Origin of the sequence: Pseudoalteromonas sp. SR43-2, from assembly GCF_014163885.1 — a bacterium.
GTDB lineage: Bacteria > Pseudomonadota > Gammaproteobacteria > Enterobacterales > Alteromonadaceae > Pseudoalteromonas > Pseudoalteromonas distincta.
This window is the reverse complement of record NZ_JACJED010000002.1, coordinates 137,327-157,827: the sequence shown is the minus strand read 5'-3', so window position 1 is coordinate 157,827 and position 20,501 is coordinate 137,327. Positions and strand designations below refer to the sequence as shown.

18 protein-coding genes are annotated in these 20,501 nt (G+C 39.3%); 9 read left to right on the top strand and 9 right to left on the bottom strand.

Going from position 1 to position 20,501, the window contains the following annotated elements:
• Window positions 1-52 precede the first annotated feature (52 nt).
• The 3 genes from H5120_RS02345 to H5120_RS02335 all read left to right on the top strand — a co-directional run bounded on the left by H5120_RS02345 (window position 53) and on the right by H5120_RS02335 (window position 2,005).
• Window positions 53-844: an SDR family oxidoreductase gene (locus H5120_RS02345; RefSeq protein ID WP_182673471.1), complete on the top strand. Its 792-nt coding sequence runs from the start codon at window positions 53-55 to the stop codon at window positions 842-844.
• A 61-nt stretch (window positions 845-905) separates the two neighbouring features.
• Window positions 906-1,499, top strand: coding sequence for a DUF2238 domain-containing protein (locus H5120_RS02340; RefSeq protein ID WP_149604942.1), 594 nt, complete (start codon window positions 906-908; stop codon window positions 1,497-1,499).
• A gap of 50 nt (window positions 1,500-1,549) precedes the next feature.
• On the top strand, window positions 1,550-2,005 hold the full coding sequence (locus H5120_RS02335) for a GNAT family N-acetyltransferase (RefSeq protein ID WP_182673470.1): 456 nt from the start codon (window positions 1,550-1,552) through the stop codon (window positions 2,003-2,005).
• Window positions 2,006-2,037: 32 nt separating this feature from the next.
• Here the strand turns inward: H5120_RS02335 and H5120_RS02330 are convergent, their stop codons facing one another.
• The 5 genes from H5120_RS02330 to H5120_RS02310 all read right to left on the bottom strand — a co-directional run bounded on the left by H5120_RS02330 (window position 2,038) and on the right by H5120_RS02310 (window position 6,743).
• A complete protein-coding gene (locus tag H5120_RS02330) occupies window positions 2,038-2,223 on the bottom strand; it encodes a hypothetical protein (RefSeq protein WP_182673469.1) in 186 nt (61 codons plus the stop codon).
• Between the two features lie 52 nt (window positions 2,224-2,275).
• On the bottom strand, window positions 2,276-2,911 hold the full coding sequence (locus tag H5120_RS02325; RefSeq protein ID WP_182673468.1) for a hypothetical protein: 636 nt from the start codon (window positions 2,909-2,911) through the stop codon (window positions 2,276-2,278).
• A gap of 778 nt (window positions 2,912-3,689) precedes the next feature.
• Window positions 3,690-4,646 (bottom strand): DUF4062 domain-containing protein, encoded by a 957-nt coding sequence (locus H5120_RS02320; protein WP_182673467.1) that lies wholly within the window; start codon window positions 4,644-4,646, stop codon window positions 3,690-3,692.
• Between the two features lie 583 nt (window positions 4,647-5,229).
• Window positions 5,230-5,409 carry a DUF6435 family protein gene (locus H5120_RS02315; RefSeq protein ID WP_007375469.1) on the bottom strand — a complete coding sequence of 60 codons (180 nt, stop codon included), beginning with the start codon at window positions 5,407-5,409 and terminating at the stop codon, window positions 5,230-5,232.
• Between the two features lie 158 nt (window positions 5,410-5,567).
• Window positions 5,568-6,743: a PQQ-dependent sugar dehydrogenase gene (locus H5120_RS02310; protein ID WP_182673466.1), complete on the bottom strand. Its 1,176-nt coding sequence runs from the start codon at window positions 6,741-6,743 to the stop codon at window positions 5,568-5,570.
• Between the two features lie 267 nt (window positions 6,744-7,010).
• Here H5120_RS02310 and H5120_RS02305 point away from each other — a divergent pair, with 267 nt between their 5' ends.
• The 3 genes from H5120_RS02305 to H5120_RS02295 all read left to right on the top strand — a co-directional run bounded on the left by H5120_RS02305 (window position 7,011) and on the right by H5120_RS02295 (window position 10,296).
• Complete coding sequence (locus H5120_RS02305; protein ID WP_182673465.1) at window positions 7,011-8,054, top strand: flavin reductase family protein; 1,044 nt, start codon at window positions 7,011-7,013, stop codon at window positions 8,052-8,054.
• Window positions 8,051-9,103 carry an acyl-CoA desaturase gene (locus H5120_RS02300; RefSeq protein ID WP_182673464.1) on the top strand — a complete coding sequence of 351 codons (1,053 nt, stop codon included), beginning with the start codon at window positions 8,051-8,053 and terminating at the stop codon, window positions 9,101-9,103. The genes H5120_RS02305 and H5120_RS02300 overlap by 4 nt, the downstream gene beginning before the upstream one ends.
• A 191-nt stretch (window positions 9,104-9,294) precedes the next feature.
• Window positions 9,295-10,296, top strand: a complete 1,002-nt coding sequence (locus H5120_RS02295) for a branched-chain amino acid aminotransferase (protein WP_257983256.1) — start codon at window positions 9,295-9,297, stop codon at window positions 10,294-10,296.
• Window positions 10,297-10,377: 81 nt separating this feature from the next.
• Here H5120_RS02295 and H5120_RS02290 read toward each other — a convergent pair whose 3' ends face one another.
• Together H5120_RS02290 and H5120_RS02285 are read right to left on the bottom strand one after the other, a co-directional pair.
• A complete protein-coding gene (locus H5120_RS02290) occupies window positions 10,378-12,948 on the bottom strand; it encodes a TonB-dependent siderophore receptor (RefSeq protein ID WP_182673463.1) in 2,571 nt (856 codons plus the stop codon).
• Between the two features lie 668 nt (window positions 12,949-13,616).
• Window positions 13,617-13,931: a DUF962 domain-containing protein gene (locus H5120_RS02285; protein ID WP_182673462.1), complete on the bottom strand. Its 315-nt coding sequence runs from the start codon at window positions 13,929-13,931 to the stop codon at window positions 13,617-13,619.
• A 164-nt stretch (window positions 13,932-14,095) separates the two neighbouring features.
• Here H5120_RS02285 and H5120_RS02280 point away from each other — a divergent pair, with 164 nt between their 5' ends.
• Window positions 14,096-16,252, top strand: a complete 2,157-nt coding sequence (locus H5120_RS02280) for a prolyl oligopeptidase family protein (RefSeq protein ID WP_182673461.1) — start codon at window positions 14,096-14,098, stop codon at window positions 16,250-16,252.
• A gap of 117 nt (window positions 16,253-16,369) precedes the next feature.
• Here H5120_RS02280 and H5120_RS02275 read toward each other — a convergent pair whose 3' ends face one another.
• Window positions 16,370-17,662, bottom strand: coding sequence for an anti-phage deoxyguanosine triphosphatase (locus tag H5120_RS02275; RefSeq protein WP_182673460.1), 1,293 nt, complete (start codon window positions 17,660-17,662; stop codon window positions 16,370-16,372).
• 248 nt (window positions 17,663-17,910) lie between these two features.
• Between H5120_RS02275 and H5120_RS02270 the strand changes: the two genes are divergently transcribed.
• Together H5120_RS02270 and H5120_RS02265 are read left to right on the top strand one after the other, a co-directional pair.
• The gene (locus tag H5120_RS02270; protein ID WP_024606443.1) at window positions 17,911-18,717 is read left to right on the top strand and encodes a glucosaminidase domain-containing protein; all 807 of its coding nucleotides are present in this window, start codon (window positions 17,911-17,913) and stop codon (window positions 18,715-18,717) included.
• Window positions 18,710-19,378, top strand: a complete 669-nt coding sequence (locus H5120_RS02265) for a DUF2987 domain-containing protein (RefSeq protein WP_259396397.1) — start codon at window positions 18,710-18,712, stop codon at window positions 19,376-19,378. The genes H5120_RS02270 and H5120_RS02265 overlap by 8 nt, the downstream gene beginning before the upstream one ends.
• 65 nt (window positions 19,379-19,443) lie before the next feature.
• Here the strand turns inward: H5120_RS02265 and H5120_RS02260 are convergent, their stop codons facing one another.
• Entirely contained in the window at window positions 19,444-20,448 is a 1,005-nt protein-coding gene (locus H5120_RS02260) for a LacI family DNA-binding transcriptional regulator (protein WP_182673459.1), read from the bottom strand.
• Window positions 20,449-20,501 lie beyond the last annotated feature (53 nt).

Genomic DNA, 20,501 nt, shown 5'->3' with positions numbered 1-20,501 from the left:
ACTAAGTACCTTTATAAAACCTAATAAATAACAATAAAAGGGCAGATAACGCATGCAATATAATAATAAAACAGTGTGGATCACCGGTGCATCGTCAGGTATTGGTAAAGAGCTTGCTATACAATTTGCCGAGCTTGGAGCGCGCGTTATTTTATCGGCGCGCAATGTAGATAAATTAAACGATTTAAAAGCAACGCTTAAAGGCGAAGGGCACTTAGTTGTGCCACTGGACTTAGCACAGCCAGAGCATGTACTAAGTACAGTAACAGCAAAAATGAGCGAGCTTCCTGTAATAGATATTTTAATTAATAACGGCGGCGTATCGCAGCGCAGTTTATTTTTAGAAAACGATTTTAACGTGTATCGCCAATTAATGGAGGTTAATTACTTTGGCTTAATTGCACTTACTAAAGCTGTATTGCCTACTATGGTGGCAAGGCGCAGTGGCTCAATTGTGTCTATTAGTAGTGTGGCGGGTAAAGTAGGTTCAAAATTTAGAACAGGTTATTCGGGTTCTAAATATGCGGTTGTTGGTTTTATGGATTGCCTACGTGCAGAAGTAGCACAACATAATATTCATTGTTTAACAATTTGCCCTGGCTCTATTAAAACAGCAATTGCGCATAACTCACTAAACGAGCAAGGCATAGCGCAAAATAAACCAGAAGAGTCGATAGAAAATGGCATGGATGTAAGCGTAGCGGCTTCAAAAATGATTCGTGCCATTAGCAATAAAAAAGACGAAGTGATTATTGGCAAAGGTTTAAGTGGTTGGGCGCCTACAATTAAGCGCTTTTTTCCTACTTTGTTTAATAGGCTAAGCGCAAAAACAAACTATAGGTAGCGTCGTTTATTTCAAAGGCGTAAAATGCCGTAAATTTGATCAATTTAGAAAAGGATTCTAAATGAAGTATTTATGGCTGAGCCTGTTTTTTATTGTATTAATTTGGTCTGGTATTAACCCAAAAGATCAATTTACATGGCTGCTTGAAGTTATCCCCGCAATTATTGGTTTAGTGCTGCTAGCAAGTACCTATAGCCACTTTAAACTTACCCCTATTTTATATACATTTATTTTAGCGCATTGCATAGTGCTGATGATTGGCGGGCATTACACCTACGCCGAAGTCCCTTTGTTCGATAACCTATTTGGTAGTGAGCGTAATAACTACGACAAAGTAGGGCACTTTTTTCAAGGGTTTGTACCTGCACTACTAGCACGCGAAATTTTACTGCGCAAAAAAGTAGTAAATGGTCGAGGCTGGTTAATCACCTTTGTTATTTCGGTATGTTTGGCATTTAGCGCCTTTTACGAATTAATAGAGTGGTGGGTTGCAGTGTTAAGCGGCGAAAACGCAGAAGCGTTTTTAGGCACGCAAGGTTACGTGTGGGATACCCAATCAGATATGGGACTGGCGTTATTTGGGGCTATTTGCTCATTGTTAGTACTTTCAAAAGTACACGACAAACAGCTAAAAAACGTTAAAGATTATTTATAGAAAAAGTTATATAAACGCTTATAAAAGCATTGATAAAAGACTATTAACGTATGACAGTAAACACTAGTGATTACTCAATTAGCACAGACAAAAGCAAACTTAACTTTAACGTTATTTATAACTTTATTGCTAATAGCTACTGGGCCAAAGGCATTCCTAAAAGCGTGATGCAATCGGCTATTGATAACTCAATGTGCTTTGGTGTTTACAGCGCTCATAACGAGCAAGTTGGCTTTGCCAGGGTAGTGACCGATAAAGCAACCTTTGCCTATTTAGCCGATGTATTTATTGCCCCGCACTTGCAAGGAAATGGGCTGAGTAAGTTACTTATTAAAACGATAGTAGAGCACCCTGAGCTGCAAGGGCTCAGGCGCTTTTTATTAGCAACTTCTGATGCGCATGGCCTTTATGCGCAATACGGGTTTAAACCGATAGACAACCCCGCACTACTAATGCAAATAAACCCTGAGAATGTGTATGGTAAAAATAATCGTGATACCTATTAAATGGGGAAGAGCAAATTCCGTCTAATGTTCTGTTATGTTTTTTTTGCACTCCACTTGCCAGAGAGAATCATGACATAAACACCGACGGTAATTGTACCAAGCATTAATCCTATAAAAGGCGATGAGCTCCCAACAAATATAGACATGCCTAGTGAAGCACCTAAACATAAAGTTACAGCACTTAACTGTGCTCGATTAAGTTTATTTTTGAATTTCATTTTGGACTCCTGATCCTTCAAGTTACTGTAAATAGTCGAAACACATAACGCTTTAAGCAGAGGCGCCGCTTGCGGCGTCCTGCTGACTTAACTTGTTAGCTTCAAATTCTACGATACGCTTAGCTGAGTGGAATGCCCGAATCTCATCTAGATTGACGTATGCTAAAAGGCCGAATGACAAAACCCAAGCAATTAAAGCTGCAAGCCCTGCCAGCCCGATTGAAACGAAATTATCAAGAAATATGATTGGCCCCAAAGAAAGTAGTGCAAAGGTCAAGTACCCCAAAGACAATCTAGCGTGCTTCCACCACCGTTTTGAATCCGTGTCTAATGAAGATTTAAATGTAATCTGCTGAACCACTTGATCGCCATCTCGGCTTACGGAAAGATTCCGTAAGCCGAGAGTATAATCAGTGAGCTTACTCAGAGGATCCTTTTCTTCGAGAAAATAACGAATGATAGAAGCTTCCAATTGCTTACCGGATAACCCCCAGTAGCCTCTTTCAAGAAGATAATCATCAATTGTTTTCCACTTTTCACCCAAGATAAATTTTTCTGCAAACTCATAATCAGCTCTTAACTTCTCTTTCTTCTTAGAAAATAGTTCAGAGAAAGCCTTGTATGCGGCTATAACACTTACAAATAGAGCTATTATTTTACCTATGTTTTCAATGCTGAAAAATTCCACTGATCTCTCCTTGAAGCTAACGAGCCTTTAGATTAACTCGTTTTTAAATTTGTTTTTATTGATAAACAAACCATAGCTGAGTTCCTATTTTGGTTCAATTGATTACTGTATTTTTACGCAGCATATAAAGAAGTGTTTGGTGTTGTTTTAATTGGCGTTTTGGACGGGATTATGGGTGCTGCTTTAGTAGCTTTATTTTAGTTTAAAAGGGCTTACCCTCATTAATGCATCGTGTTTTTCAGCTTTTCTATATTATGAACAAGGCAATACAGTTGCCGCAGCGTGAAGTAAGGCATTCACTTTCATTTGACCCCGTAAGGTCAATTTATTCATACCTTTATTCACTGTAATATTCCGCTTTTTATTTAAAGGAAAGTCGATTCAATACAGCCGAGTCGTTTGCTATTCTTTAATAAACAGCTATCGTCGTCCAATTGGGCTGTCTATTTTTACTTTCATTTTGTCTACATAGCTCAGCTTTTTGCGTGATTCGTTATTTATAACAATGCACTCTTTATACTGTTTTTGTTGGCTTTTTTCGTAATAATTAGGATGGGTATCATCCTAATTATTTATGGTATCACCAGTAAAGGCCTTTGTAAAAAGCTCAAAAAAAAGAAATTAACATTGCGCTAGACAATGACTATTTAGCATCACAAGGTTTAATGTCATTGAGAGATATTTGGATCGGTATTCATTACGGGAGATGAACTGCCCATTGCGGACCCGCATGATGGGTGTTGTGGGGGCTGGAGGTTAGAGACCTCCGGCTACCCGATTAAGTTCTATTTTTTAAGATTTGCTTCTTTTCAATATAAGCTAAGAATTCTTGCCCTTGCTTAGTTAGAGAAAAACGACGATATTTTACAGATGCGACTTTTTCATTTATTACGAGATTATGTATTTGTAACTTAGGAAGTATATTTTGATAAACAAACATGGTTAGATCATCAGTACCATGCTGATTTGTAACACCTGTAATTAGATGATCTTTTAGCCACATCAGCGCAGCGAACAAATTCATTTTAGGCTGTTCCATAGCCTTCGGAAAATCAATTTCAATTGATTTCAAGATCAAAGCCAACTCTTCATTTGACGAATCTTCCTTAGATGATGGTGCATTTTTAAGCTTGTCTTGAAGAGAGCCCATCTCATTTGTCAGTTCTCTATTTTCTTTAGTTAATCGTGTTATTTCATCAACCAAGCTTTTCGTATCTGGTACTTCTGCGCCTGATATCCAACCGTCTAATTCTCTAGTTGCAGCAATCTCAGGTAAACTTTCCAGAACACATAATCGAATATCTTTTTCATCTTCGTAAAATGATGACATATTAGATAATACTTTTTGTTTAAATGCTTTCAATTCGACTGGATGATCTTTTTCTAAAACAGAAGCACCAACTTTTTTAATTTTTTCATCTAACGCATTATCGTTTATAACAACTGCGAATAATGGTTTCCCTATATCTAAAGCATAATTGTATTCTAACTCTGTATAACTTAAACCACTGTTTGGCTCAACACTTCCATATCTTCCACCTAAAATTAACATATAAACATCTGATTCATCGATCCAACGCTTAATAATACTCCATTGGCTTTGATCTCCGGCTGTAAATAATTCCATCCCAGCAGGTATATGTCCTGATTTCAAAATTGCGGACACAGCGGCTTGTCTTTCAGGAACTAAATCTAAATAGGTTGATGAGACGAATACTTGTAATCTTTTTTTCATTAATTTCTCTTTAAATACAGAAGGTAGATAGCAACACGGGCACTTAACACTTTAGTATTTATGCAACACGCAGTTTGTGTTGCATAATCGCTTGTTGGACTGAGGCGCTACCGGCTCGGTGTGTCAGAGTTGGTATTGTTTATGCTATGGACTTTACTTATATAGAAAGGCTTTTTATGGCCTAACCGATATCTAGCCAATTTCATTGACGTGTATATCGTTTCTAAGCTATCCCTGCGTTACTCAGCGTTTATTATGTCCCCATTAAACCTAATATTTAACTGTTAAGCAATGATATTTCCACCACGCACAGTCGCTACTAACCTGAGCAATTAAGCAGGTTAACTCATTGATTCTATTCAGCAGGCTCGCCCACTAACTCGTTCGCTCTGTTGTAAGAATTGCTGTTTCCGACGCTGATATACCAATAAATCGTAAGTAACCGCTTTAAGTACACTTGTTTGTGTAAGCATATTATAAAAGGTGGTTTAGGGATGGTGGAAGCTGTAAAAAGGAGGTCATTAATTATTTACTAAACGCGTCTTCCTACTTTTAAAACAGGACAGACACGTTTAATACGAATTTACTTGGCTTTTTTAGCCTCTAGAGTTTCTATTTCACTCCAGATTTTTTCGGCTTCTGCACTTAACATGGCGAAGCTTTTAATGTCGCCTTTTCTTTGTGCCTGCATGCCTTGCTCTAGTTTTACGTCGTATTCTTTACGCAGTTTTTTTACGGGATCAGGCTTTAAAAATGAAAACATTAGTATTCTCTTAATTTATTAAATTATATTTAATTAGTGTACGCATTAATGGGCTTAATAGTTCTTTGTTTGGTGAAAATGTTTACTTTGCGCTTTAAAAGCGCAAAGTAAACACGGTGTAATTATTAACGTACTGTGTGCTAGTTCTAGGCTAATGTTTACATTTCTGGCTCTAGGCGTTTAATACCTTGCCCATCAATACCTAAATAAATAAAACCATCGCTGCTTTGGGCAAGGCTGCGTACTCTGCCAATTCCATCGAGTATTTTATATTGCTTAACAACCTTACCTTTTGAGAGCTCTAGTGCGCTAATGAATGCAAATTTCATTGATGCTAGTAATAGCTTACCTTTAAGCTTTGGGTATTTATCACTCGTTACATACAACATATCGGATGGCGCAATTGAAGGAGTCCAATGTAATGCGGGCGATTGCATGCCGTCTTTTTCTTTAAGGTCGGTAAACTTGGTACCACTGTAGTTAACGCCATAACTTACCAAAGGCCACCCGTAGTTAGCGCCTTTTTTTATTATATTAAGTTCATCACCGCCGCGCGGCCCGTGTTCGTGGGACCATAAAATATTATTTTGATTATCAAACCACATGCCTTGTGGATTACGGTGCCCATAAGACCATGCCGCATGTTTTGCATCTTTTTGTTTAACAAACGGATTGTCGCTTGGGATACTACCATCATCGTGTAAGCGATAAATTTTACCGCCGTCCCGCGTGAGATCTTGCGGGTTTATGTCGCGCGAGCCGCGATCGCCAATTGAAAAATAAACATAACCTTCATTATCAAACACAATACGGCTGCCGTAGTGCTGGCCTTTGGTACTATTATGCTCGCCTTTGTATAGCAATTGCTGATCAGATAACTGCGTATGATCGCTACTTAGCTTGGCGCGCATTAAAGCGGTGTTACTTCCGCTTCCTTTGCCCTCACTATTTGAGTAACTAAAGTATAGCCATTGGTTTTGCTTACTATCGGTGTGTAGTGATAAATCAAGTAATCCACCTTGGCCATTAGCGTCAATGTCGGGAAGCCCAGAGACCTTAGTTAATTTAGTGGTATTTTTAGGTAATAAAAATAACGTTCCGCTGCGCTCAGATATTAGTAAATCACCATTAGCTAAAGGCTCAATAGCCCAAGGTATAACTACACCTTCTGCCGCTGTTACTGCGTTAACGCTAAGCGATAAAGTATCGAGCTGTTTATAGTTTTTTACGTAATCGCTTTTTGCATGCGCGGGTGCGTTAATAGTAAATATAGCAACGGCTAAGCCTGCACTCATTAGTTTAGGGAGTGTGTTATGTGACATTAAATTTATCATTATGGCTTCCAAAATTAATCTAACCTTACACAACCTTATCATGGCATAAATCAATTTGTTAAGTGTTGAGTTGAATGAAAAACACACACTTATATATTTTAAAAATCACCACTTCAGAGGAAATTGTTTAAGCAAATTGCGCTAATAAAAATTGAATAATTACTCTATTGGGGTTGAAAACTTAAAATTTGAGCGTACACTTGTGCGCTGAAGTTTGGGCGTACACGTGTAAGTTCAAAGTAATTAAGATTTGATAGAGATTTAACCATGATGACTCAAGTATTAAACCAATTTTCAAAATGGTTTTTACACCATCAAAGTTTTGCAGGCTACATAGAGCCCGTAATGCAGGTGTTTAAACCTGCGTGGCGTGCAGGGCAGTTTAGGGCGCAAGTAGTTAGTACCGCTGTGCTTGATGGCGGTTTTTTAAGTGTGCAACTTAAGCCAAGCAAACAATGGCAGGCGCATACGTCAGGGCAGCATATAAGTCTAACGGTTGAAATTAATGGGCGATTACTAACACGCGTTTTTACCGTGGCCTCAAGCGCTCAGCAATTTAAAAATACAGGTTTAGTGCGTTTACTAATCAAAACAAATGCGCAAGGGCGCTTTACAGGCTTACTCAGCAGTGCATTAAAAGCGGGGTTGTGGTGCAATATTTCTGCGCCAAGCGGCGACTTTGTGTTTAAAGATACACACACGCCAGCCACTTTTATTGCAGGTGGCTCGGGTATAACACCTATGCTGGCTATGCTTGATGATTACTTAAGCCAAACTACGCAAAAAGTATCGTTGGTGTATTACGCAAAAGCCACTGAGCATCAATGTGTTGATGAGCTAAGTGAGTTGGCAGCGCAATTTGAGCATTTTTCGTTTTTATTATTAACGCGTGAGCAATCAAGCGATATAACCAGCAATATTAAGCCGTGGGAAAACCCAGACATTTACTGCTGTGGCCCTGCAGCATTTATGCAGACGGTGAGCGATTTTGCTAAAACGCATAAGCTAAATTACTACCAAGAAGCCTTTGGTTTAGCGCTGCCTAGCTTAAACGACGACAGCCAATTTAATGTAAAAATTAACGCCAGTGCCCATGTTGTGTCGGGCAACGATGTTTTACTACCTCAGTTTGAAGAAAAAAAGCTCCCCGTTAAACGCGGTTGCGGTATTGGTATTTGCCATCAATGTCAATGTATTAAAAAGTCAGGCGTGGTACGTAATTTAAAAACAGGTGAATTGAGTGACAACGGCGAGCAGTTAATACAACTTTGCGTAAGCCAACCTGTTAGTGATTTGGAGTTACAATTATGAAAAACATTAACTATGACATGCTCGCAAGCGAGCTAGATGCCATTAAAATGGACACCCTTGGCAAAGTTGGCCAACAAGATGCCGACTATATTCGCTCTGTTGTTCGCAAACAGCGAGTGTGTGAATGGAGCGGGCGAATTTTGCTAATGCTTGGTTTTATTCAGCCATTATTGTGGGTTGCAGGTGTGTTGCTATTAGCACTTGCTAAAATTTTAGACAATATGGAAATTGGCCACAATGTAATGCATGGTCAATACGATTGGATGAACGACAAGCAACTTAACTCACAGCATTATGAATGGGACATAGCGTGCGATGGACAAAGTTGGCACCGCGTTCATAACTTTGAGCACCATACGTATACTAATATTATTGGTAAAGACAGAGACTTTGGTTATGGCTTGTTGCGTTTAAGCGATGATTTTAAGTGGCGCTTTAAAAATGTATGGCAGTTTTTTACATATATTAATTTAAGTGTGTTATTTCAGTGGGGCGTGTCGTATCACGAGTTAGCTGCAGAGCGTGTTTTTATTGGTAAAAAGAAAGAAAACCGCGAAGGGCTTGTATCACACTCTACATTAAAGCAGCGCTTTTTTAGTAAAGGTGCTCGCCAGTTAATTAAAGATTATGCGATATTTCCGTTACTTGCAGGGCCTTTATTTTTATGGGTATTGGCGGGTAATTTAGTAGCAAACTTAATTCGTAATTTATGGACATCAACCATAATATTTTGTGGCCACTTTACCGAAGAGACCGAAACCTTTAAAGAAGAAGACTGTATAAACGAAACGCAAGGGCAGTGGTATTATCGCCAAGTACTGGGCTCGTCTAATATTAAAGGGTCGCATTGGTTTCATGTTTTAACGGGGCATTTGAGCTGCCAAATAGAGCATCACTTATTTCCAGATATGCCGTCTTCGCGCTATCAAGAAGTTGCACCTCAAGTACAAGCCGCTTTAAAAAAACACGGTATTGATTACCATACAGGTAGCTTTTTTAAACAGTATACCTCGGTGTTAAAACGTATTATTAGGTATTCGTTCAAGTAAATTATTTACCTTTAAGAATCGGCTAGTGCAACTGCATTAGCCGATTTTTTTGTTTATAGCACCCAATGCGGTTGATTAGTAAACAGTACTTGCAAAAATTTCTCATAGTTAATTAAAAAAGCCTTACTTTAGCTATGGTTAAATAGCGTGTGATTGTCATACAATGGAGGAAAATAGACCACACAAGAGAGATTAAAATGGCCGCATTTGGTACCGTGTTTATGCCGCAGATGATTCAAGCTCGTTTTTCTGATAATAAATGGAGCGAAAGCTCAATTGTCCCTTCCGATAAACTTGAACTTCATGCTGGTGCGCACGTTCTTCATTATTCAAGTACATGTTTTGAAGGCTTAAAAGCCTTTCGCCATGAAGATGGTTCTGTTTATCTTTTTAGAATGGATGCAAATATTGCACGCATGCAACAAAGCTCAGCGCTATTAAGCTTACCGAGTTTTGACAGTGATATGCTAAAAACGATGATTATCGATATTATGCGCGAATACGCAGATGAAACGCCATTACCACCAGGCTCTATGTATATTCGCCCAACTCATATTGGTACTGAGGCGGCAATTGGTAAAGCGGCAGCGCCATCAATGAGCTCGCTTTTATATACGTTACTATCGCCAGTAGGTGATTACTTTGCCGGTGGTGCAACTGCACTGCGCGTACTGCTTGAAGAAGATGGCATGCGCTGCGCCCCGCACATGGGAATGGTAAAAAGTGGTGGTAACTACGCCAGTGCTTTAGCACCTATTAGTGCTGCACGAACTAAGTATCAAGCAGATCAAATTTTATTTTGCCCAGGTGGCGACGTTCAAGAAACCGGTGCTGCTAACTTTATACTTATTGATGGCAACGAAATTATTACTAAAGCGCTTGATAGCACGTTTTTACATGGTGTAACGCGTAATAGTATTTTAACCATAGCCAAAGACTTAGGTATGACGGTAAGCGAGCGTAACTTTAGCGTTACTGAGCTATTAGAGCGTGCTGCTAAACCAGGTACTGAAGCGGCGCTTTCGGGCACTGCAGCTGTACTAACTGCTGTGGGTACGTTTATTCATAACGACAAAGAATACAAAGTAGGTACTGGCGAGCCAGGCCCAACAACTGCGCGCCTTCGCCAAGCATTGAACGATATTCAATGGGGTAAAAGTGAAGACAAACACGGTTGGTTAACTAAAATCTAATTATAGATTTAATAGCAACTCGCATTAAAAAGCCACCTAATCGGTGGCTTTTGTGTGTTTGGTTACTTTAAGCTGTGCTTATTAGAACTTCATTTCTATTTTGCCGTACACGTAGCGTCCGTTAAATCCATACGGCGAGAAGCTAGAGTAAGCAAATAAACGAGAGAAGGTGGTTACATCGTCAACATTTTCACGGGTTGCGTCTGGGTAAACATCAAAAATGTTATTAGCCCCTAAGCTCAGCGATACGTTGCTAGTAAGCGAATAGGCAACATCTAAGTCGGTTATCCATTTAGGCTTTAACACTTCGTTACGTTCTGGGTTATCTGAAGGGTCTTGAGTTTCACCGTAACGCGTTGTTCTAAGCGTGGTACGAATATCATCGTTAGTCCATGTTGCACTTAAATTGTATTTATTACGCGGTGTACTTACTTCAAAACGACGTAGTTCGTTACCAGAGAATAAGTTGTCTTGATCAAACCCTGCACCTTGTAGCTCTGCTGGTGGGTCAATTATATCGGTAACTTCATTTTTACCGTAGTTATAACCTAAGTTAAAGGCAACATCGCCGTAACCATCGGTTGCTACATTATAAGAAGCCACAACATCAACACCGCGCGTTTTACTGTCAATTGCGTTTAAGAAGAAACGACCTTGGTTAGCGCCTGTGCCTTGAAGTAAATCGGCAATAGCATCGCCCGATAAGTTGTTTGATAGCACAATGCGGTCATCAATTAATATTTGGTAGTAATCAACCGATAAGCTGAAATTAAAGTCGGTAGACCATGTAAAACCAACGCCGTAGTTTGTTGCTTCTTCTGCATCAAGACCCGGTGAGCCCAGTGCTTTTGCTACATCGCTGCTTGGTGCGAACGTACCTGTTTCGGTTGGTTCGCCATCAACAAATACAGTGGCCACTGAGGTAAAGTATTGTTGCTGCAAAGAGGGGGCTCTAAAACCAGTTGATACAGAGGCGCGCAGCGCTAAGTCTTCAGTTAATGAATAACGAGTCGCAACTTTACCGTTAAGTGTATCGCCAAAGTCTGAGTAATCTTCATAACGGGCGGCAACCGCTAAATTCCAATCGTCGGTTAGGTAGGTTTCAAGGTCTATATACAAGCTCACGTTATGGCGGCTATTATCGCCCTCTGATTCGGGTGTAAACCCTGGGAATACTTGTGCGCCCGCTGCGCCAAATGGGCCATCAACAGGGTCGGTTACTTCGCCGCCTGGGCCAAATGACCCTTGTGCATATGAAGCTTCTTCGCCTGCATCTATTTGGTATCCTTCGCGGCGATACTCAGCACCTACAGCTACACTTACCGAGCTTTCTAAAAAGCTGACGTCTACTTCGCGACTAAAATCAACGTTTAAGGTAAGTTGATCGTAGGTAAGTGTTCCTGCATCAAAGCTTGTTTGGCTAGTCGGGCCGTATGAGGTATTCAAGCTATTTATTACACCAAACTCAAATGCATCTTGACCATATACGGCCGATACATCGTAATTCCATTCACTTACAAAACCTTTAGCGCCAAGTGCCAGTGAAAAGTCATCTATGTTTGAGGTGATAACAGGTAAAAAGCCATCAGGATAAACTTCTTCTATATTACGGCTATCGCTTGCACGGCGATAAAAACCGCCGCCTTCGCCTTCACGTTTGCTGTAAGAGCCAAACGAATATAAATCTACTTCGTTTGTTAATTGATACCCCGCGTTATAAAACACTGAAAAGTCTTCTACATCGCCATTACCAAAGTTATGGTTATATCGATTTACGGTAAGTTCACGTGGGTCGAGAGAGCCATCATCTAATCGTGCGTAGTTTTCACGGTTATCGTAGTCAGAGCGGTTTGTTGAATGGCGGTCGCGGTATTCTGTTGAAATGTTTAAAAAGCCATTATCGCCAAGTTCAAAACCCATATTACCTTGCAGCGTTAGTGTTTGGCCGTCGGTTAAAGAACGATCGCCCCCTTCGTTAAAGGCTAAATTACCATCACTGCCTTCAGATACAGACTCAAGCTGTGGTACACCGTCCATTTCGGTTACGTTAGCACCATATATAGCCGCAACTGAACCACCGCTGCTGGCACTTTTAAGCACAATATTAATAACACCGGCTATAGCATCAGAGCCATATTGGGCTGCTGCGCCATCGCGTAATACTTCAATGCGGTCGATAGCATTTGCTGGAATTGCATTTAAATCAACTGATGATGAACCACGACCCGTTGAGCCATTTAAGTTAAGTAATGCATTGCTATGGCGACGCTTACCATTAACAAGCACTAAAGTGTGATCAGGTGCTAAACCACGAAGTTGAGCAGGGCGTACATGGTCACTACCATCAGTAAGTGATGCTTGCGGGAAGTTAAAGCTAGGTAATAAATTGCTAAGTAGGGCATTCGTTTCAGTAAAGCCTGAGTTTTTAAGTGCATCTGCACCAATTATATCGATGGGTACTGCGCTGTCTTCTATTGTACGGCCTAATCGGCGAGAGCCAATTACGCTTATTTGTTCGATGTTTTCTTCTGCTTTGGTGTCTTGCTCTGCAGCATTTACTGAGAGCGAACCAACTAGTGCAGCAGACGCGCTCATTGCGAGTAATATTTGTGGTACCGACTGCTGTAATTTAAATAACGGTTTTCTATTCATGCTGTATTTCCCCATACCCATTGAATTATTTTAGTTTTGTACAAAAAGATTAATACCAACCCGCAATAATACTTAATCATTTTTAGGGGCTAAACGTGCCGTTACCTGCGTTAAAAAATTCTCATTTAGAGCAACTAAATAGCGAATTTTTTGCCTAGCTATCAACACGTTTTTCCATCCTCAAAATAGATCACTTAATTAAGCGGATTGGTATAAACTTTTTTGTTACCTTGAACATATACTTAATTAACAAAGTCAGTCAATTGAATAACATTCAATTAATTTAGGTGTTTTTATAATTACATTTGATTGTTTTTTATAATCGCCATTGTTTTAGTTATATAGCGAAGGTAATTGCTAAGTAATTGATGGGTAATGAATTATATTTAAAATTAAGTTTAACATTTAATTAACTGGTAAGATGAGATTGGCGGGTATGACTAATTATAAGTAAGAAGCCATTTCTATTGGCCTAGCAATAAACAACTGTTGAGCTATAAATATTTTTGAAAATATAAAATAAAAACACACCCATTAAATGTTAACTAAATTAACATTTAATGGGTGTGTTATAAATTATGTACTACTTATTAGAACCTATACTTTAAAGCATGAAGTAATTTTGTTTTTATAAGTAATTGGTATAAAAAAGAGTGCTAGAAATAGTGTTAAAATTTAATTTTTCCAATAAGTATGTCTTTAAACATTACCCAATCTCCCCACAAACTGTAAAAAGGGTGTTTAAAAGTAGCAGGGCGGTTTTTTTCAAAAAAGAAATGCCCGATCCACGCAAACCCATATCCAATAACAGGTAATAGCCATAATAAACTGTATTGTTGTTTTATTAATGCTATTGCGATTACAACAAGAACGAGGGTGCTTCCTATAAAATGTAAGCGGCGGCAAGTCACGTTGCGGTGCTCTTTTAAATAATAAGGATAGAAAGCTTTAAAGCTTTTAAACGTGGGGTTTGTACTTTGCATAGTGTGCTCTTTTATTGTTTTTTATTTTAATGAGGGTCGTGCTATTAAAGCGTAAGTTTACATTTGTTTACAGCGGTAAATGGCGCTTAACGCATCTAAATAGACAAAAGGACTAAAAGTTAATAACTTAGGTGCACTATTAATAAATAATAATGGAACTCAGGATGTTTAAACATACTCTAGCGTGTGCTGTAATTGTAGCGCTTAGCGGCTGTTCAGAGCCAACTAATACGGTAACTCAAGAAGAAGTAAAAGCACCTATGAAGCAAGTTAACGCAGTTATATACCCAGAAACAAAAAAAGGCGATGTCGTAGACACCTACTTTGAAGAAGCCGTTAGTGACCCATATCGTTGGCTTGAAGATGATATGAGCGATGAAACTGCCGATTGGGTTAAAACGCAAAACAATTTAACGTTTTCTTATTTAGAACAAATCCCTTATCGCGATAAGTTAAAGCAGCGCCTTGAAAAATTAATGAATTACGAAAAAATAGGCCCTCCTTTTACTGAAGGCGATTACACCTATTTTTATAAAAACGATGGTCTGCAAAATCAATATGTTTTGTACCGCAGTAAAGATGGCGGCGACGTAGAAGTATTTTTAGATCCAAACAAGTTTAGTGAAGATGGTACGACGTCTATGTCGGGTTTATCGTTTTCAAAAGATGGTTCATTACTCGCTTATCAAATATCTGAAGGTGGTAGCGACTGGCGTAAAATTATAGTTATTGATGCACATACTAAAGAACAAGTTGAAGAAGCGCTTGTTGACGTTAAGTTTAGTGGCATAGAGTGGCTTGGCAACGAAGGTTTTTACTATTCAAGTTACGAAAAACCTAAAGGCAGTGAGCTTTCGGCTAAAACAGATCAGCATAAAGTGTATTACCATAAGTTAGGTACTGCACAATATGAAGATAGTGTTGTATTTGGTGAAACTGATGCGCAAAAACATCGCTATGTAGGCGCTGATGTAACTCATGATGGTCGATACTTACTTATTTCAGCTAGTACGTCTACCTCAGGCAATAAGCTGTTTATAAAAGACTTAACAAAGCAAAACAGTGAGTTTGTAACGGTTGTTGGAAATACTGATTCAGATACATCAGTGATTGATAACGAAGGCAGTAAGCTGTTTTTAGTTACTAACCTTAATGCACCAAACAAAAAAGTAGTGACGGTTGATGCAAGTAACCCAAGCCCTGAAAATTGGGTTGATTTAATTCCTGAAACCAAAAACGTACTAAACCTTACAAAAGGTGGCGATACGTTTTTTGCCAACTACATGGTTGATGCTATTTCGCAGGTAAAACAGTACAACAAAAAAGGCGAGCTAATTCGCGAAATTACATTGCCAGGCGTAGGTACAGCACGCGGTTTTGGCGGCAAAAAAGATCAAACAACGCTTTATTATTCGTTCACTAACTACAAAACACCAGGTACTACTTATACGTTTGACGTAACTACGGGTGAATCGGGTGTTTATCGTAAGTCGGCTATTGATTTTAATAGTGATGATTACACGTCTGAGCAGGTGTTTTACACATCAAAAGACGGTACTAAAATACCGATGGTAATTACCTATAAAACAGGCATTAAGCTTGATGGTTCAAACCCTACAATTTTATACGGTTACGGTGGTTTTAATATTAGTTTAACGCCAAGCTTTAGCCCGGTTAATGCAGTATGGCTTGAGCAAGGTGGTGTATACGCCGTTGCTAATATTCGCGGTGGTGGTGAGTACGGTAAAGACTGGCATAATGCAGGCACTAAATTGCAAAAGCAAAATGTGTTTGACGACTTTATTGCCGCGGCTGAGTACTTAAAAGATAAAAAGTACACCTCTAAAAAACGCTTAGCACTTCGCGGTGGATCTAACGGTGGTTTGTTAGTTGGCGCAGTGATGACGCAGCGCCCAGACTTATTTCAAGTGGCTCTTCCTGCTGTAGGCGTACTTGATATGCTGCGCTACCATACATTTACTGCAGGCGCTGGTTGGGCATACGACTACGGTACGAGTGAGCAAAGCAAAGAAATGTTTGAATACATTAAAGGTTATTCACCACTTCATAATGTAAAAGCAGGTGTTGAGTACCCAGCTACTATGATCACAACTGGCGATCATGATGACCGCGTTGTCCCTTCGCATTCGTTTAAGTTTGCCGCTGAGCTTCAAGCAAAGCAAACGGGTAATAATCCAACGCTTATTCGCATAGAAACCAATGCTGGGCATGGTGCAGGTACTCCAACGAGTAAAACAATTGAGCAGTACGCTGATATATTTGGTTTTACGTTATATAACATGGGCGTAGAGTCGTTATAAAAGCGCTTTAACTAAATAGATAACTTTAATAGCTGAGCAAAAAGGCCGAGTAAATTTAATTTACTCGGCCTTTTTAATGTTTGCTCAGTTTTATATTACTTACGACTATTGGTATTACTACTGCATAGGTGAAAACAATCGTTGATACGTTTTATAAGCGTATTCGTCGGTCATGCCGCTCAAATAATCGCAAATTATACGCATCCCTTGGTTTTGCTTTTGCGCTTCTATATATTGCGCTTGTGTTGTTTCGGGCAATAAGCGCAGCGGATCGCTCGCAAACGCGGTAAATAACTCTATTAGTAAGTTTTGACCTTTGAACTCTATTTGCTGCATTTCGGGGTCGCGTATTAAACGTTGAAACACAAAATGCTTAAGTATTTGCAATACACTGTCGTATTGGGCATCTAATTTAGCGGTGTACTTTAAAATAGGGCATTCAAAGTTATCATTTTGAATATCCAAATGTATATGAATAATAAAGGTATTAACCAGCTCACCTATGGCATCTTTTCGCTCATAATCATTTTTTGAAAACAAGCGCTGGGTCAGCGATTCAAGCATGTCGTTTAGCCAGTCAAAGTTTAGTGCTTTTAAATGAGGTAAAGCATGGGTTTGCCAATCGTCTAATGTGAGTACGTGGGTTGCAATGGCATCTTCTAAGTCGTGTACCGCGTATGCTATATCGTCGGCGTGCTCCATTATGGCGCTGTCGAGCGATTTATACGTTGTTTTAGCGCGGTACTTATCAATTGCAGCGTGGTTGCCAAGCAACGTTTTATCGTTTTGACTCAGTGGTTCTACTATCCAATTGAATATGGTTGCATCGTCGTTGTATAACCCTTTGGCAGGTCGCCAATCATCAGCTTTAATAAATGCACGACCGGTTGTGGCATCGGGAATGGTATGCCAAAGCGTATTAATAAACGCGGGGTATTTTATAAAACCTAATAAAGTACGACGAGTTAGGTTCATACCGTGGCCATTACTGTAGGGCTCAAGTTTTGCAACTATGCGCAGTGTTTGTGCGTTACCTTCAAAACCACCGTGATCGCGCATCATGTAATTTAGCGCTATTTCACCACCATGGCCAAAAGGCGGATGGCCAATATCGTGCGCCAAGCACAATGTTTCGAGCAGTCCAGTTGATGGAAAGTGCGTAAAGTCGCTATGTTGCGCTTTTAAATGGCGCAATATGCCGGTACCAATTTGCGACACTTCTAAAGAGTGAGTAAGGCGAGTGCGGTAAAAGTCGTTTAGGCCAATACCCATAATTTGGGTTTTAGCTTGCAAACGCCTAAATGCAGCTGCATGAATAATACGCGAACGATCGACCTGCCAAGGCGAGCGGTTATCGTTAGGACGATGTTTATATTGCTCTATTATTCGGCTTTGCCATTGTTTATCCATACTGCTTACTCACACATAGTTAATATTATTAAACTTTGCTCAGTATACCCATGGACTTATAAATTGCGAATGAACAAATGCATTACATAGGCTCTGTTTTATCTAAAACCCAAATACACTGCTGAAAATTCAACCGTAAAAGGTCATCAAACCCCAGTTATTCGCGTTTATAAAGTGGCTTAGGTATAATGCGCCTTCGTATGCTTGTGTATTAACCATGCATAGTTGTTGTTTCAAAGAGAGAATACATGCTAAAAACGATTTTTAAGCTTTTACTAACCGTGTTTTTTGTATGGGCGCTTGCATATCCGTTTATACAAAATGATGATGTTGAGCTAGATGAACAAACGTCAGAACAACCAAAAAAAGTGAAGAAAAAAGAAAAACCATTACATAATGTAAAACTGCCAAAGTTTTCAGAATTTAGTGATGTTAAAGAAAAAAAACATGCATTTTTTAGCTTTATTCGTCCGCACGTTGAAGCCGAAAACAAAAAAATATTACAGCAACGCGCTAAGCTTGAAATAGCACGCATGATGCTACAAAACGAATTACCTTTAGAAAAAAAGCAAAGCAAAGATATTGCAGCAATATTAAAGTCGTACGGCTTACCAACCACCATTGATACGCTAATACTTACGCAAGCACTACGCCGTGTTGATATAATTCCTAAAGAATTAGCGCTTATGCAAGCTGCAAATGAATCTGCGTGGGGCACATCGCGTTTTGCACGTATTGGCCTTAACTTTTTTGGTCAGTGGTGTTACACAAAAGGTTGTGGCATGGTACCAAAACGCCGTAATACTGGAGCTGCACACGAAGTTGCTGCGTTTAAATCGGTGAGAGCTGCTATAAACTCTTATTTTAAAAACATAAATACGCATCCTGCTTATAAAGATTTGCGCGCAATACGTGAAAACTTACGTCTTGAGCAAAAACCAATTTTAGCGACTGAACTTACACACGGTTTAATGTCTTACTCTGAGCGCGGTGAAGCGTATATAGAAGAGCTAAACACGATGATTAGCCAAAATAGAGCCTACTTTGATGAATAAATACATTTTTAATTGCACCAACGCCATTGCGTTAGTGCTGCTGGGCATGAGTGCATTTAATGTTAATGCAAGAGAATTTGTTATGTCGTATGACGGTTTTTATGACCGATTAAAAGTTGTTAACAAAGGCGACTTTCAATATGCGCGAGTTAATTTTTATATAAGTGATATAGCAACTAACGAAGCGTGTGCCATTAAAAGCGGTACTATTTTAACTGAAAGAAACGAGTACCCACTTAACTTTACAGATAAAGCACAATTACTATTACCGTTCGATAAGCAACTTGATACAGATAAAGCTGTTATTGTGGTGCAGCCACAAAATCCAGATCATGATTGCCAATTAAAACTTCAAATAGAAGCAAACGAACTTGAAGATTTAACGTTTTCAAAGCAGTCGTTATATACCATTAACGAAGAACTTGATGAGCTGTTAACTGATTTGTCGGGCTTTTTTGTAAGTAAATTAATGTGGTTTTTATTACCAGAGCAAAAGGGCGTGGCGGTTACATTTAAAAGCCCAATGCAATTTGATGATAAGGGCATAACGTGCGAAAAGTCTGTGTGTTATTTTGCAGTTAAAGATAACTGGGAAGATGATACCGCGTCACTTGGCGATATATCGCAGGTTATTAAAGTAACGCCTTGGATTGTTAAGTAGCTCACATATGAAAAAGCGGCATTTGGCCGCTTTTTTGTACCAAAATTAGTATTCGCTTTTAGTCTTTATTTGATAAGTGGTGCAGATGAATCACGCTGCATTAAAGTAGGTTCAAAAAAGCGATTTATAACAAGGTTTTTATTTTGATAAACATCTTTAAGCACTAATTTAGCAGCCATTTCGCCCATTTTTCCGATCGGATTATCAATCGTCGTGAGTGTAGGGTACAGATAATTTGCAAAAATAACGTTATCAAATCCAACAATCGATAAATCGTTTGGTAAATTATAACCGTGCTCTCGAGCATATTTCATAGCACCGGAAGCCATTTCGTCATTGGCGCACACTAGTGCAGTAAAGCTGAGCTTTTCATCAATAAAATGTTTTAAGCCTGTACTACCACCGGTTTCGTTAAAGTCCCCAATGTAATAAAGCGCAGGATCAAATTTAATACCAGCCTCTGTGAGTGCTTGTTTATGACCCTCTAAGCGGTTAAAAGCATCGGCTTTAAACTGGGGACCTGCAATGTACGCTATTTGTGTATGGCCTTGATTTAATATCGATTTAGTGGCCAGGTAGCCACCTAATTGATTATCTAAACTGATACAGTTATCTTTTAATTGCTCTACGTAACGGCTCATTAAATAAACGGGCGTAGAGCCTTTACTTAGTTTTATTAGGTAGTCGTCTGAAACGGCTTCAACGTGCAAAATAATAGCATCGCAGCGTCTGCTAATTAAAAACTCAATGCCTTCTTGTTCTTTGTCTTCTTCACTGTGCCCGGTGGTAATAATAACGTGTTTACCCGCAGCTCGAAGCTCCGACTCAATACCTGCCATCATTTGGGCAAAGAAAGGACCATGTAACTCAGACACTAAAATACCGACACTGTTAGTACAGTTAGAGGCTAAAGATTGCGCTATTGAGTTAGGCTTGTAGCCAAGCTGCTCCATGGCATCAAGCACTTTTTGTTTGGTTTTATCGCTTACACGGGTATTTTTGTTCATCACGCGAGAAACGGTGGCTAACGATACGCCCGCAAGCTCTGAAACTTGATAAATTGTTGCCATGTTAATTGTTCACTCGCTTATCCTTAACTACTTCGGCTAAATAATACCTTAGA